Genomic DNA, 14481 nt, shown 5'->3' on the forward strand with positions numbered 1-14481 from the left:
CGCTCTAAGCGGGTGTTCTGAGGCGATGAAAATCGCCGAGGACAGCGGCGGTAGGTTAGTATATCCCGATTCGCCGCGTGCCCGCGAGAGCGACATCCCCTCGCGGAACGATGGCGGAGTGGACAACGGCGATTCCGCGAGGCCGCGGCGGTCGAGCTAAAGCTCGACCGCTACAGGAATAAGTGTTACATAGTGACGCGGTTGCGGCCGCCTTGTTTGGCGGCATAAAGCTGTTCATCCGCACGATCGATGAGCGACGATCGTCGTGTCGCCGACTCGCGCGCGACTGCGATGCCGACACTTGCGGTGAGCCGGACGGGCGGCATGTCGCGCCTGTGACGGAAAAGCGTCGTCTCGATCGCGACGCGGACTCGATCGGCGACGACGGCTGCGGTTTCGGCGTCGGTCTTCGGAAGTACGAGCGTGAATTCGTCGCCGCCGGAACGCGCGAGGAGGTCGCCTTGACGGATCGCGCCTTCGATCGCGCGGACGGCTTGGATGAGGATGTTGTCGCCGGCGGGATGGCCGAACGTGTCGTTGACGCCTTTGAAGCCGTCGAGATCGATGACGGCAAGCGCGATCGGGAACGCGCGTTGCTTATAGAGATCGTCAAGCCGAAAATCGGCGTAGTCGCGCGTGAACGCGCCGGTGAGATCGTCGCGCAAGCTCGCGCGGCGATCGCGGTAGGCGACGGCGGTCCAGAATGTGAGGCCGGCGCCGATCGCGACGGCATAGACGGCTTCGTACCAATGAGCAAGCCCGGCGCATATGAGGATGAGGAGCGCGTAGGCGGCTGCGACCGGCACCGCGAGCCGGGGTGGATTGCGGAGCACACCCGATGCCAAACCGAAAAACGCGAGCGAGACGAAGGCGCTTTGCGACCCACCGCTCGCGACGATCCACGCCGACACGAAGGCGAGATCGAGAACGGTCGAAGCCCACGGCCAGCGCGAGACGATGTCGGACGGCCCGTAGACGAGCACGAGATCGAAGATGGCGAGAGCCGCCGCGACGATCAGCACGATATTTGCGGCGAGCGCGAACGACGACGGCGGATGGACGGAGATCGTCCACGCGATCGCGGTCGCCGCGATGACGAAAATGCGGAGCGGCGAAACGGTGCGCTCCATCCGCAGCTGCGCGCGCCATCGCCACGTGGCTTCGCCGGGGAAGCGCCGCAGCGGCTTCGCCGTGAAGGTCGTCCGCTTCGACTTCTTGCGCACTGAAATTCCTCGCCGTCCTTAGCTGGGCGCGCATCGCAAACGCACCCGTTCCGCGGGTTATCGGCGGCTCCTCGGGGGTTGTAAACCACCCCTATTCGTGATACAATACCGCTGGTTAACCAAGAGGAGTGGGTTTGAACCCGCTCCTTTGCTAGTCTAGGCTTCAGGAACCGATGAGTCCACGCAAGACAGTGAAAAAGGCGGCGAGCGGCTCGCAGGCAGCGGCCGTCACGGGACCGACCACGCCCAATCAAGAGCTCATCAACGCGCTGCGCGAGCTCGAGCGCGATCGCGGGCTTTCGTTCGAAGTGCTCATCGAGGCGCTCGAAGCTGCACTCGTCTCCGCGTACAAGCGCAACTTCGTCAAAGAGGCTGAAGCGGCGGGCAATCCCGTCGTCGTCGTCGACCGGCAAGACGGCTCGTACCGCGTGTTCGCGCGGCGCACCGTCGTCGAGGAAGTCACCGATCCGGTCATGGAGATCTCGAAGGCCGACGCGGGCGACAAATACGAGATCGGATCGAACTTCGACATCGAGGTGACGCCGAAAGAGTTCGGGCGCATCGCCGCTCAGACGGCGAAGCAGGTCATCGTCCAGCGCATCCGCGAGGCCGAGCGCGACATGGTGTTCGACGAGTTCAACGACAAAGTCGACACGCTGACGAACGGCAACGTCCTGCGCTACGAACAACGCAATATGCTCATCGACCTCGACAAGAAGGCCGAAGCGATACTCCCGCTTTCCGAACAAGTGCCGCGCGAGTCGTTCCGCATCGGCGCTCGCGTCCGCGTTTACGTCATGGAAGTGCGCAAGACGAACCGCGGTCCGCAGATCATCGTGTCGCGCAGCCACCCGCAGCTCGTCGCCGAACTTTTCAAGCAAGAAGTTCCGGAAGTCAATCAAGGTCTCGTCCAGATCAAAGGCGTCGCTCGCGAGGCAGGCTCGCGCTCGAAGGTCGCGGTGTACACCGAGGCCGACGACATCGACGCCGTCGGCGCGTGCCTCGGCCCGCGCAGCTCGCGCGTCAACAATATCAGCGACGAGCTCCACGGCGAAAAGATCGACGTCATCCAATGGTCGGCCGACCCGAAAGCGTACGTCGCGAACGCGCTGCAGCCTGCGAAAGTCATCGAAGTGCACCTCGACGAGCGCGAACATCTCGCCGAGGTCGTCGTGCCGGACTACCAGCTATCGCTGGCGATCGGCAAAGAAGGTCAGAACGTCCGGCTCGCCGCGCGCCTTACGGGATGGAAGATCGACATCCACAACGAGGAGCAGTGGGCCGAGGTCGTCGCGCAGCGCGTCGAAGAAGACCAAGAGCGCGAAGAACTCGCCGCGATGGCCGAAGTCGCTGCCGAGCAGACCGGCGTCGAGCTGACGCCCGAGATGCTCGCACAAGATGAGGAACTGATCCGCAAGCTCCAAGAGCTTCAGCGCATGACGCTCGGCGGCGACGAAGAGACCGCCGCTGAAGAGACCACGGGCGAACAGACCGCAGCCGAAGAGACGCCGGAAGGTGCGGGTGAACGCAGCTAGGTTAGGCGCCGCTGCAGCCGTGATCTGCGTCATCGCGTTCGCGCCGGGGGCGTCGCGCGCAGCGGCCTCCGTGCCCGACATCAAGGATCTCGTTCGTCGCTACGGCCTCGCGATGCACTACGACAAGATCGCGAACCTGCGATCGGTGACGCGCACCTCGAGCGGTTTCATGGGTAACCGGGTCGTGACGTACACGACGATGGCGAAAGCACCCGACAAGATGCTCGAGATCATAACGGTCGATGGGGCGGACGCGCGGATATCGATCGGTTTCGACGGCACGACGGCGTGGGCGCAAGGGCCGAGCGGCGCGGTCGCGGTCTTGGACGGCGCGGCGAGCCGATTTGTCGAAGGCATGGCGTTCGGCCTCGTGGGCGATCCACGAACCATGAACGCGACCGCCGGCGCGACGACTATTCACGGCGTCGACTTCTACGTCATCAGCGTCCGCGACGCCTCAGGGTTCGGGCGCGACATCATGGTCGACGAGAAGACCTACCTGCCGATATATTGGCGAGTCGTCGTGGGGAATTGGTCACATCTCTTCGATGTCGGGCCTCTTGACGAAGGGCCGCTCGGCGAGTTATATCCGCGCACCATCCAGACGATCAATTCGGATGGGTCGATCGGCACGCCGGCGTCGGTGACGTCGGTCGACGACAACATCTCGCTGCCGGATTCCATGTTCGCACCGCCGGGGCAGTAGGGCAAGACATCACGGACGCCACGGCGAACCATTCGAAGACACTTGAGACTGCCGGACACACCGGCGTCCACGTCCCGATCCGGCAGTGCGTCGGCTGCCGGACGCGCGCGGCGAAGAGAATCCTCATGCGCTTCGTCCGCATCCCCGACTCGGGCTGGCGGGCCGACCCCGCTGCCCGGTTAGCGGGGCGTGGCGCCTATCTGTGCTCGAAAACGTGCAAGGAAAAACTGGGGAAGAACAAGAGATACCGAGGTTTGGTTGAAGTTGGCTGGCCGGAGGAACCGTTAGGCCGCTAAGAAGCGCGGCCGAAATCATGGCAACAGTACGAGTACACGAGCTCGCGAAAGAGCTCAATCTCTCGAGTAAAGACACTATCGCCCTCCTCGGCAAGGTGGGCATTCGTGCGTCGACGCACATGAGCGTCATCGACGAGCACCGCGCGCGCATCGTCAAAGGCGTGCTTGGCGGCGATCTCGCCGAAGCCGCGAAGACGCACAAGACGGTTCCGAAGAAAGCAGCGGTGGCCGGCAATGGCGCGCCCGCGAAAGCGGAGACCGCCGTCGTCGAAACGCCCGAGCGTCCAGCGCCCGCGAAACCCGTCGTCGAAACCCCGGCAGCGCAAGTCGAACCGGCGTCGCCGGTGCTTCGCGTGGTCCCGCCACGTCGTAAAGCGCCGTCGCCTATCCATCATAAGATCGCTCCGGCCGCCTCGGCGGATCCGACCGCGCCGTCGCCATCGATAAAGCAAGTGCCGGCGGCTGGCCCGATACAGCAGCGGCCCGCACCTCGGCCCATCGTCGGGCGCCCCGGTATGGGCGTGCCGCCGGGCAACCGTGGCGTACCGCTTCGTCCGGGCATGATGCGTCCTGGCGCACCGCGCCCGATGCCGCCGGGCGGACGGCCGGCTCCCGGTCCCATGTCAGGCCCGAGCGGCCCGGCTCCGGGTGCGCGCAGAAAGTCGAAAGAAGAGCTCGAGCGCGCACGCAAAGAGCGCGAGCGCGAGAACCTGCTCAAGAAACAGCAGCCGCATCGCGCCGCGGCAGCGCCCACCGCCGAGCCGACGGTCCTCAAAGATCTCGAGATACCCGATCTTATAACCGTGCAGCAACTCGCCTCGGCGATGAGCGTGCCGGCGGGCCAGGTCATCGGTCAGCTCATCAAGATGGGCACGATGGCGACGGTCAACCAGCACGTCGCACCCGACGTCGCGCAGCAAGTCGCACGCCGCTTCGGCTTCAACGCGGCGGTCAAAGAGGCCGACGAAGAGACGGTCGAGATCCTCACCGACGCCGATCCGCCGGGTTCGCTCACGCCGCGGCCGCCGGTCGTCACGGTGCTCGGCCACGTTGACCACGGCAAGACGTCGCTCCTCGACGCGATCCGCGAGACGAAGGTCGCCGCAGGCGAAGCGGGCGGTATCACGCAGCGCATCGGCGCGTATACGGTCGATGTCGGCGAGCGCAAGGTGACGTTCATCGATACGCCGGGCCACGAAGCATTCACCGAGATGCGTGCGCGCGGTGCGAAGGTGACCGACGTCGCGATCCTCGTCGTGGCCGCCGACGACGGCGTCATGCCGCAGACGATCGAGGCGATGAATCACGCGAAGGCCGCGAACGTGCCTATCGTCGTCGCGGTCAACAAAGTCGACAAACCGAACGCGAACGTCGATCGCGTCAAACAGCAGCTCTCCGACTACGGACTGACGCCCGAAGACTGGGGCGGCACGACGCAGTTTATCCCCGTCTCCGCGAAGCAGAAGACCGGCATCGACGCGCTGCTCGAGATGGTGCTGCTCAACGCCGATCTGCTCGAACTCAAGGCGAACAAGAACCGCCGCGCACAGGGCGTCATCATCGAAGCGCGACTCGACCGCTCGCGCGGTCCCGTCGCGACCGTGCTCGTCAAGAACGGCACGCTACGCTCGGGCGACACGGTCGTCGTCGGTGCGACGTGGGGGCGCGTCCGCGCGCTCTTCGACGACAAGCTCGATTCGATCAAGCGTGCCGGTCCGGCGATACCGGCCGAGATCATGGGTTTATCCGACGTGCCTGCGGCCGGCGATACGCTCGAAGTCGTGACCGACGAGCGCGACGCGCGCGAGCTGGCGGCAAAGCGCAGCCAGCGCAAGCGCGAGCAACGCATGGCGACGGCGCGACGGCCCGTCACGCTCGACGGCTTCCTCGCCGCGGCGAAAGAGGGCGTCGTCAAGGATCTCAACCTCATCATCCGTGCCGATGCTCAAGGCTCGCTCGAGGCGCTTCGCTCGCAGCTCGACGGGCTCGCGAACGAAGAGGTCCGGACACGCGTCATCCACGCAGGCGTAGGCGGGATCAACGAATCGGACGTCGTGCTCGCGAGCGCGAGCAGCGCCATCATCATCGGCTTCAACATCCGGCCGGATGCGGCGATCGCACGCAAAGCGCAGCAAGAAGGCGTCGACGTGCGGCTCTACGACGTCATCTACAACGTCATCGACGAGGTCAAGGCGGCGATGTCGGGCATGCTCAAGCCGCAGACGCGCGAGGTCATCCTCGGCGAGGCCGAGGTCCGCAGGATCTTCAAGGTGAGCAAGGTCGGCACGATCGCGGGCAGCTACGTCCGCAACGGCCGCGTGACTCGCGACGCCGGCGTCCGCGTCATGCGCGACAGCGTTCAGATCTACGAGGGCAAGCTCTCGTCGCTCAAGCGATTCAAAGACGATGCGCGCGAGGTCGCTGAAGGCTTCGAGTGCGGCATCGGCATCGAGAACTTCAACGACGTCAAAGAGGGAGACGTCTTCGAGTTCTTCACGACCGAGGACGTTCCACCGGCAGCGTAGCGGTCGAGCTTTAGACTCGACTGGAGCGGTCGACCTTAACGGTCGACCGAATACCGATAACCATGGATAGAGACGCGGTCGAACAGGCACACGAGATCTACTTCAACGTCATCGTGGCGCACGGAAGTGACGACCAGCCGTGGACGACGACGCAGCGCGACGAGCTGCGCCGCGCGCTCGCCCTCCTCGAACCGCTCGACGCGTCGGGCGATCTCGGGCCGGACGGCATCCAGCTGATGGCGTCGCTGTGCCTCGAACTCGGAAACGACGAACGGGAAGAACACATCCTGCATACCGGCCTCGACCAGTTTCCGACCGCGGCGGGCCTTCATGCGGACATCGGCGCCGCATATGCGAATATCGAGAAATGGCCGGCGGCGATCGCGCATCTCGCGGCCGCGGTGCTCATCAACGTCGACGAGCCCGACGAGCATTGGGCGATGGCCGCATCGCAGCTCGTCGATGCGTTGCTCGAGTGCGGCGACGAAGAACGCGCGCAGGTCGTGCGTCGCTGGGCGCTCGAGCGCTGCACGGACGACAAATCGAAATCGTGGCTCGCCGACAGCGAGCCGGACGACGCGGCGCGCGATGACGCGGCCGCGTCCGACCACTAGACATCGAACGCCTGTACGGGGATATTAGGGTGCAAGAACACCCGGACGGAAAAAATACGCGACTCGCGCGCGTCGAGCACGAGATCGTCCGCGAGCTGAGCGAACTGATCCACGAAGACCTCAAGGATCCGCGCATCGGCTTCGTCACGCTCGTCGGCTGCGACGTGAGCCCCGATCTGCGCAGCGCTCGCGTTTACGCGAGCCCGCTCGGCGACGGCCGCGCGCAGAGCGCGACCATGCGCGGCCTGCAGTCGGCGTCCGGGTTCCTCAGCGTCGAGCTGGGCAAACGGATGCGGATGCGGCGCACGCCGACGCTCACGTTCGTGCGCGACGACTCGATCGCGCGCGGCGTCCGCATGTCGACGATCCTCGACGAGGTGCACAGACGCGATGAGTCAAGAAAACACGGCACCGACTAACGGCAAGGCGAACGCGCTCGCGGACGCCGCCGAGGTGGCGGCGTGCCTGCGCGCCCATCGCCAATTCGTCATGTGCGCGCACGAGAAGCCCGATGGCGACGTGCTCGGCAGCGGCTACGCGCTCGGACTCGCGCTCAAGAGCATCGGCAAGAGCGTTACGTACTTCCTCGATGACGACGTGCCGCGCAACCTGCGCTTCATGCCCGAATGGCAGTTGACGCAGCGCTCGTTCGAAGGCGTCGCCGACGATGCGATTTTCGTCTTCTTCGATATGAGCGATCAAGCGCGCGCGGGCAAAGCGCTCCAGTGGGTGCCGCGCGAGCGCATCGTCAACATCGATCATCATCTCGGCAACAAGCGCTTCGGGCGGTGGAACTACGTCAACGAAGGCGAGGCCGCGACCGGCTCGCTCGTCCTCGGCCTGGTCTTCTCGCTCGGCGTCAAGGTCACGCCCGACATCGCGACCTGCCTGCTCGGCACGCTCATCTCCGATACGGGCTGCTTCCAATATAGCAACGCCTCGCCGCACACGATGCGACTCGGTGCGGCGCTCATCGAGGCGGGCGCCGACAAGGACCTCATCACCGAGCAGCTCTACTACACGCGCACGTTCGCCGGGCAAAAAGTCCTCGGCCGCGCGCTCGAAAACGCGCAGCTGACGGACGACGGCATCTGCTATTCGATCGTCACCCAAGCGATGCTCGAGGAATACGGCGCGACGCACGAAGATCTCGAGGACGTCGTCGGCGCTCTGCGCGTCGTCGACCGCTGCGAGATCGCCGCCTTGTTCAAGGAAAGCGCGGATGGCGCGTACCGGTTGAGCCTACGCTCCCGCGGACGCTTCAACGTCATGGAGATGGCGCGCGCGCTTGGCGGGGGCGGGCATTTCCGAGCGGCCGGAGCGACCGTCGCCGGACCGCGCGAGTCCGCGATCGAGCGCGTGCTCGCCGCGATCCGTTCCACGATGGGCGAGAAGAGCCGGACGCGCTAACGCGTGGCCCGCGCCGCCGCTCCGTTCGGCTTCGTCAACGCATTCAAGCCGCCGGGCATCTCTTCGACCGCCTTCGGCATCTGGGTCCGAAAACGGCTCGGCGCACCGTCGCTCGGCCATTGGGGCACGCTCGATCCGTCGGCGTGCGGAGTCCTCGTGCTCGCCATCGGTCAGGCGACGCGGCTCCTCCCGTATCTGCCGGCCGATGACAAGTCGTACGTCTTCGAGATGCGGGTCGGCACCGCGACCGACACCGGCGACGCGGAAGGCCGCGTCCTACGGTCCGCGCCCGTGCCTTCGAATTGGTCGCAAGACCTCGATTCGGTGACGGCGTCGCTCGTCGGCGAACTCGAGCAGGTGCCGCCGATGTTCTCGGCCGTCAAAGTCGACGGTCGTCCGCTATACAAGGCGGCGCGAGCCGGGCGCGAAGTCGAACGTCGCTCGCGAACGGTGCGGATCTCAGCGTTGCGGCCGGTAGCCGTCGATGGCGATCGCGCGCGCATAGCCGTCGACTGCTCCGCAGGCACGTACGTCCGAACGCTTTGCGAGCAGATCGGCGAGCGGATCGGGCTGCCGGCGCATCTCGCCTTCCTTATCCGGACACGAGCAGGCCCATTCGCGCTCGCATATGCGCGAACCCCGGCGCAGATCGCAGGCGACGCGCATGGGTGCACGATCGATCCGCTCGACGTGCTCGAGCTGCCGCGCGAATCGCTCGATGATGAGGCGCTGCGCAGGTTCTCGCACGGCAACGACGTCGCGTCGACGCTGACCGCGCAACCATCAGGATCCGAAGGACGGCTCGTCCTCGCGATGCATCGCGAGAGGCTCATCGGCATCGCGCGCGTCGTCGATGCGCGCCTCGAACCGGTGCGGGTCATCGCCGCCGCTGGCGAGAACGGATGACGCCGATGCAGATCATCCGCAGCATCGAGGGTTACGACCGCTCCGACGATCTGTTGCTTTCGATCGGCGTTTTTGACGGCGTGCACGCCGGGCATCGAGCCGTGCTCGGCAGCCTCGTCGCACGACGGCGGCCCGGCGAGCTTGCGGCCGCGCTCACCTTCGAGCATCATCCGCAGGCGTTCTTGCATCCCGAAGGCGCTCCCAAGCAGATAACGACGGCCGACGAAAAAGTGAACCTGCTCGCCGGCTGCGGTCTCGATCTCTTGTTAATCTTGCAATTCGACGATCGCATCGCGCAGGTCGACGCAGAGACGTTCCTGCGCGACATACTCGTCGCGCGGCTGCATGTGAAGCAGCTCGTCGTCGGCGACAATTGGCGTTTCGGCAAGGGCCGAGCGGGCGACGTCGCGCTCGCAGAGCGCGTGCTCGAGACGCTCGGGTGCCGCTTCGAGTGCGCGTCGCTCGCACAAGGCGACGGCGAGGCGATCTCGAGCTCGCGCATCCGATCGCTGATCGAAGCGCGGCGCTTCGACGAGGCCGATCGTCTGTTGGGGTCGCCCTATACGGTGCGCGGCATCGTCGAGGCCGGCGCTGGTCGCGGTCACGTGCTCGGCTTCCCGACGGCGAACCTTCGGATCTCCGACGAGAAGCTCGTGCCGCCGGACGGCATCTATTCGGCGGTCGCCCATCACGACGGTATTGACCGCGTCGCGATCGTGAGTATCGGTACGAAGCCTACGTTCGGCGGAACGCAGCGAGCTGTCGAGGCGTATCTGCTCGACTTCGACGGCAGCATATATGGAGAGCAGATCGCCCTGCGGACTTGGCGTCACGTGCGCGATCAGATCCGTTACGACGGGCCGGAGGCGTTGATCCGTCAGATGCGGCTCGACGTCGAATCGGTCCGCAAGGCATGAGGTTCGCGTGACGCAGCTGCATCCGCGCGTCTACGAGCGCGTCGAGCATCTGCCGAAGGACTTCTCGATCGCCGCGCTCGAGCCGATGCCGACGCCAGCCGGCGCCGTCCTCTGTCCGCCGGATCGCTTCGACGTCATCGACGTGAAAAACGCGTTCATGGCCGGCAACGCTGGGAACGTCGACAAAGAACGAGCCCGACGCGAATGGGGCGCGTTGCGCGACGCATTCTCCAGCGCCGGTGCGCGCGTCGAACTGCTCAAACCGCTCGACGCGTGCGAAGATATGGTCTTCTGCGCGAACACGGCGCTGCTCGGCATCGATGCGCAAGGTCAAAAGACGTGCCTACCCGGCCGCATGACCTTCGAATCGCGCCGGCCCGAGGTCGGTGTCATGGTGGCGTGGGCTCGCGCGAACGGATACCGTGTCGTCGACGACTTCGCAGATCCGGGGCTCCGCTTCGAAGGCTCGGGCGATGCGATCTGGCATCCGGGGCGCAGGCTGCTCTGGGGCGGTTACGGATGGCGCACCGACCCGCAGGTGTATGACGGCGTCGCCGCAGCGTTCGGCGTGCCGGTCATCACGCTGGCGTTGACCGATTCGACGTTCTATCATCTCGACACGTGCGTCGTCGCGCTCGATGAACGTACCGTACTCGTCCACGAACCCGCGTTATCCACCGAAGGCGCGGAGCTGGTGCGCCTCGTCTTCGAGCGGGTGATCGAAGTCGACGCGGATGAGGCGCGACGTTTCGCGTGCAACGCGACGCTCCTCGCTCCCGGCGTCGTCGCGATAGATCGGCGCGCGTCATCGACTGCTGCTCGCCTACGCGAGCTCGGCTACGAGGTCGTCGCGCTCGATACCGGCGAGTTCCTCAAGTCCGGCGGGAGCGCGTACTGCATGAAGAACGCCTTCTTCTAAGAAACCGCGACATTCAAAAAGGGAGCGGTCGAGATTTATCTCGACCGCAGACGACCTTGCGACTGAAAGGCCGCGGCGGTCGAGCTGAAGCTCGACCGCTCCCATTTCTTCCCAAATGATAGACCGTGGCGGTCGAGATAAATCTCGACCGCTCCCCGAAACTATGAGAAAGAGCGGCCGACCGTTACGGTCGACCGCTCGTCGGGTCATGTCGTCGGTTCGTCTACGTTAGTGCTGGAACTTGAGCGCCTGCTCGAGCTCCGTGCGCGCGGCCTGGAGCGCGGCCATCGCCTTCACGCGGAATCCGCCGTAGTCGTGCGCGTCTCGTCCGAGGGCATCGATCGCCTGCTCGAGGTTCTGCCGCGCATTCGCGAGGCTTTGGTTGCTCTGATGCTGGTCGATCTGGCCCATCGACGTGTTGTTAATCGTCACCGGCGAGACCGGCATCGTGTTCTGGACCCGCGAGTCGCCCGGATGCGATTTGTCGAAGTTGAGCGCGTCCAGGATGTCGTTGTGCGCGGTCTGCAGGTCGTTGATCGCCGCGACGCGGTGTCCGCCGTAGTCGTTGCGGTCGCTCTGCAGGTTCGAGATCGCCGTGTTGACGTGCTCGTTGACGAAGCTCAGGTTCGCGTTGCTCACACCCTCGCCCGTGCCGCCGTTGCGGACGCCCGGGTTGTGGATGAAGTCGAGTGCCGCGTCAAGCTCCTGGCGAGCCTGTTGCAGCTTCTCCATCGCGCGGGACTTGAAGCCGCCGTAATCGGTGCGATCCTGGTTGAGCGCGTCGATAGCCGACTCGACGTGGCTGCGCACATCCATGATGTTCTCGCTGCTGCCGCGCTGGTTGCGGATGTCGTGGTCACCGTTGCCGTTGCCGCCGTTGCCGCCGTTCGAGGGGACAACAGGCACCGGGTTCACGACGCCGTTCGGCGTCACCGGAACCGGGCTGCCGTTGCCGCTATTGCCGCCGTTGCGGCCGCCGCGAGCGGCGAGCGCTTGATCGAGGAACTGTCGCGCGACACCGAGGTCATCGCGAGCCGCTTCTTTGTGGCCGCCGTAGTCGCTGGCATCGCGCTGCAGGCCGTCGATCGCTATTTCGATATGCCGGCGCGCAAGGCGGATGTTCTGGTTGCTCTGCTGTTGGTCTCGCTTTTGGACTTGCGGAGGCTGCGAGGCGACCGGTCGCGGCGCCACGGGCATCGCCATCGCGGCCCCGGCGCTCACGACGATCGCTGCGAGCGTCGCCGCTGTCACCATCATCTTCATTTGGTTCATTCTCTCCCTTGGCAATTCTGCCGATGATTGCGGGGAGTGGTCTCACAGGCGGACTCACTGCCCTTCGAGTGTTTCAACGACGACTCGAGCTCAAAGGTCATGGTGCCCGATGAGAGACGGGTTAATTCCATACGCGATAGCACGTCCCGCTGGGTTATACAGGCGACTCGATTAGCGGCTAAGCTAAATGCCGCGTGAACCAGTCGACGATCGCCTCGAGGCGCGCAACGCGCAGCCGAGGTGGGCCGACCCTCGAGAGTCCGTGATCCGCTCCGGAAAAACGCAGCAGTTCGACGTCGGCTCCGCGCCGCTTCAACGCGGTGAACAACTGCTCCGATTGCTCGATCGGACACCGATAGTCGTTCTCGGAATGGATGAGCAGGATCGGGATCGAGATAGCGTCGGCGTACGTGAGCGGCGAGCACCGCTTGTACACATCTTCGATCTCCGAGGGTTTGCCGCCGAGCTCGCTCTCGAGCATCCGCCCGACTTCCGACGTGCCCCAGAGCGTGAGGAGATTCGTCGCCGGACGCATCGCGATCGCGGCCTTGAACCGGTCGCTGTGGCTCGCCATCCACGCGCTGAGGTAGCCGCCGTAACTACCGCCCGCGACGCCGAGCTTCTTGGCGTCGATACCGCCTTGCGCGAGGGCCGCGTCGAGCGCGTCCATGCAGTCGTCGAATGCCGGAGCAGCCCAATCGCCTTTGATCGCGGCGCCGAACGCGTCGCCGTAGCTCTGGCTCCCGCGCGGATTGCAGAAGACGACGTCGATACCGGCGGCAGCGAGAAGATGGAACTCGAAGAAGAACGCATCGCCGTACGCGGCATGCGGACCGCCGTGGATCTGAAGGACGAGCGGTCGCGGCGCGTCGCCCGCCCCGTGAAGGTGCCAACCCTCGATCGGCCCGGAACGTGCAGGTGCGGTGAATCGGGCGGCCGTCTCCAAGCGCTTTCCCTTACGCCACGCCTCCGTCTCGTGCGTGACCCGATGCCAACCGGACCCATCGAGCGACGCTTCGTAGATCTCGTTGGGAGTCGAGGTGTCCGACGCGGTCGCGACAAGCGTGTTTCGAGCGACGGAGAATTCGGCGATCGTCTGCGACCGCGGCGTGATCCGCTCCGCACCGGCAGTGCCGACGCGATAGACGCCCGCGCTGCCGTGACTCGAACCGAGAACGAGCGCGCTGCCATCGTCGAAGACGACCGGGGCCGACGCCGCGGCGCTCGCATCGAAATCGTTGAGCACGTGATTGCCGCAGATCCAATCCGATCCCGCGGTGAGACATCGGGCACCGCTGCCGTCGGATCCGACAGTGTATAGACGGAGCGGCGCGACGGCATACCCCGCTGGATCTTCGAAGCCGACGAAATAGATGCGCGATCCGTTCGGATGCCAAGCGGGCGCTTCGATCGCTCCGCCAAGATCGAGGATCTTCCGAAGCGTTGAGCCTGGCGCAGCGCCGACGATCCACAGCTCAGTGCGCCAAAGGCTGTCGGCATCGCGGCGATGCTCGCCGACGTACGCGATCGACGCACTGTCCGGCGACCACGCCGGGCTGCCGATCCATCCAGTTCCGTCAGTCACGAGTTTCGCGGAGCCGGCAGCTAAGTCGATGAGCCACAACTGCGGCAGGTCATCGAGGAACCCGACGCCGTCGGCGCGATAGCGCAAGCGATCGATGCGCCGCCATCCTCGTCGCGCGACCTCGCGCCGCCCTGCGTCGGGCGTCGCGATCGCCGCGATCATCCGGCCGTCGGGTGAGAACGATGCGGATTGGACCGCGCCGTCGATCGTGGGCGCAGGATACGGCTCGCCGCCGTCCGCCTCCATGAGCCATATCTGGCGGCTGTCGCCGCGATCGCTGATGAAGAGCAGACGATCGCCGCCCGGTGACCACCGCGGCTGAAGGTCGCGCGCGGTTCCGCGCGTGTAGATGCGCGAGCCGCTTTCGCCGCGCAGGGCAGCGACGCGGATGCTTCCGACGTAACCGTCGTCTTCGCGGTCCATCGTCGTCACGACGTACGCAACCGACGTGCCGTCAGGATGCACGGACACGCCGGTCACGACGGGTAAAGAATACAGATCCTCAGGGCTGATGCTGGATCGCGCGTCGGCCAAAACGAAAACTCCACCCACGTATGACGACTACGAGCCGCG

At 65.4% G+C, this 14481-nt stretch carries 12 protein-coding genes; 9 read left to right on the forward strand and 3 right to left on the reverse strand.

Annotation, left to right across the window (positions count from 1 at the left end):
- Window positions 1-185: 185 nt before the first annotated feature.
- Entirely contained in the window at window positions 186-1223 is a 1038-nt protein-coding gene (locus VFO25_00705; GenBank protein HET9341416.1) for a GGDEF domain-containing protein, read from the reverse strand.
- Window positions 1224-1396: 173 nt separating this feature from the next.
- Here VFO25_00705 and nusA point away from each other — a divergent pair, with 173 nt between their 5' ends.
- The 9 genes from nusA to VFO25_00750 all read left to right on the forward strand — a co-directional run bounded on the left by nusA (window position 1397) and on the right by VFO25_00750 (window position 11051).
- Window positions 1397-2758, forward strand: coding sequence for a transcription termination factor NusA (nusA, locus tag VFO25_00710; protein ID HET9341417.1), 1362 nt, complete (start codon window positions 1397-1399; stop codon window positions 2756-2758).
- On the forward strand, window positions 2745-3464 hold the full coding sequence (locus VFO25_00715) for a hypothetical protein (protein HET9341418.1): 720 nt from the start codon (window positions 2745-2747) through the stop codon (window positions 3462-3464). The genes nusA and VFO25_00715 overlap by 14 nt, the downstream gene beginning before the upstream one ends.
- A 313-nt stretch (window positions 3465-3777) precedes the next feature.
- Window positions 3778-6285 carry a translation initiation factor IF-2 gene (gene infB / locus VFO25_00720; GenBank protein HET9341419.1) on the forward strand — a complete coding sequence of 836 codons (2508 nt, stop codon included), beginning with the start codon at window positions 3778-3780 and terminating at the stop codon, window positions 6283-6285.
- A gap of 62 nt (window positions 6286-6347) precedes the next feature.
- Window positions 6348-6899, forward strand: a complete 552-nt coding sequence (locus tag VFO25_00725; protein ID HET9341420.1) for a hypothetical protein — start codon at window positions 6348-6350, stop codon at window positions 6897-6899.
- Window positions 6900-6928: 29 nt separating this feature from the next.
- Window positions 6929-7318, forward strand: a complete 390-nt coding sequence (gene rbfA / locus VFO25_00730) for a 30S ribosome-binding factor RbfA (GenBank protein ID HET9341421.1) — start codon at window positions 6929-6931, stop codon at window positions 7316-7318.
- Window positions 7290-8309: a bifunctional oligoribonuclease/PAP phosphatase NrnA gene (locus VFO25_00735; GenBank protein ID HET9341422.1), complete on the forward strand. Its 1020-nt coding sequence runs from the start codon at window positions 7290-7292 to the stop codon at window positions 8307-8309. The genes rbfA and VFO25_00735 overlap by 29 nt, the downstream gene beginning before the upstream one ends.
- 3 nt (window positions 8310-8312) lie before the next feature.
- Window positions 8313-9215, forward strand: coding sequence for a tRNA pseudouridine(55) synthase TruB (gene truB, locus VFO25_00740; GenBank protein ID HET9341423.1), 903 nt, complete (start codon window positions 8313-8315; stop codon window positions 9213-9215).
- Complete coding sequence (gene ribF / locus VFO25_00745) at window positions 9212-10132, forward strand: riboflavin biosynthesis protein RibF (GenBank protein HET9341424.1); 921 nt, start codon at window positions 9212-9214, stop codon at window positions 10130-10132. The genes truB and ribF overlap by 4 nt, the downstream gene beginning before the upstream one ends.
- A 7-nt stretch (window positions 10133-10139) precedes the next feature.
- Window positions 10140-11051, forward strand: a complete 912-nt coding sequence (locus VFO25_00750; GenBank protein HET9341425.1) for an arginine deiminase-related protein — start codon at window positions 10140-10142, stop codon at window positions 11049-11051.
- A 228-nt stretch (window positions 11052-11279) separates the two neighbouring features.
- On the opposite strand, the gene VFO25_00755 is transcribed toward VFO25_00750, so the two are convergent.
- Window positions 11280-12314: a hypothetical protein gene (locus VFO25_00755; protein HET9341426.1), complete on the reverse strand. Its 1035-nt coding sequence runs from the start codon at window positions 12312-12314 to the stop codon at window positions 11280-11282.
- A 187-nt stretch (window positions 12315-12501) separates the two neighbouring features.
- Window positions 12502-14442, reverse strand: coding sequence for a S9 family peptidase (locus tag VFO25_00760; protein HET9341427.1), 1941 nt, complete (start codon window positions 14440-14442; stop codon window positions 12502-12504).
- Between the last annotated feature and the right edge of the window lie 39 nt (window positions 14443-14481).

The sequence above is a fragment of the Candidatus Eremiobacteraceae bacterium genome (assembly GCA_035710745.1).
In the GTDB taxonomy this organism is placed as follows: domain Bacteria; phylum Vulcanimicrobiota; class Vulcanimicrobiia; order Eremiobacterales; family Eremiobacteraceae; genus JANWLL01.

What these genes read in the sequence shown, in the direction of transcription:
- VFO25_00735 (HET9341422.1), top strand. Translation starts at nt 7,290, where the DNA reads ATGAGTCAAGAAAACACGGCACCGACTAACGGCAAGGCGAACGCGCTC.
- nusA (HET9341417.1), top strand. Translation starts at nt 1,397, where the DNA reads ATGAGTCCACGCAAGACAGTGAAAAAGGCGGCGAGCGGCTCGCAGGCA.
- VFO25_00725 (HET9341420.1), top strand. Translation starts at nt 6,348, where the DNA reads ATGGATAGAGACGCGGTCGAACAGGCACACGAGATCTACTTCAACGTC.
- VFO25_00755 (HET9341426.1), bottom strand. Translation starts at nt 12,314, where the DNA reads ATGAAGATGATGGTGACAGCGGCGACGCTCGCAGCGATCGTCGTGAGC.
- ribF (HET9341424.1), top strand. Translation starts at nt 9,212, where the DNA reads ATGACGCCGATGCAGATCATCCGCAGCATCGAGGGTTACGACCGCTCC.
- infB (HET9341419.1), top strand. Translation starts at nt 3,778, where the DNA reads ATGGCAACAGTACGAGTACACGAGCTCGCGAAAGAGCTCAATCTCTCG.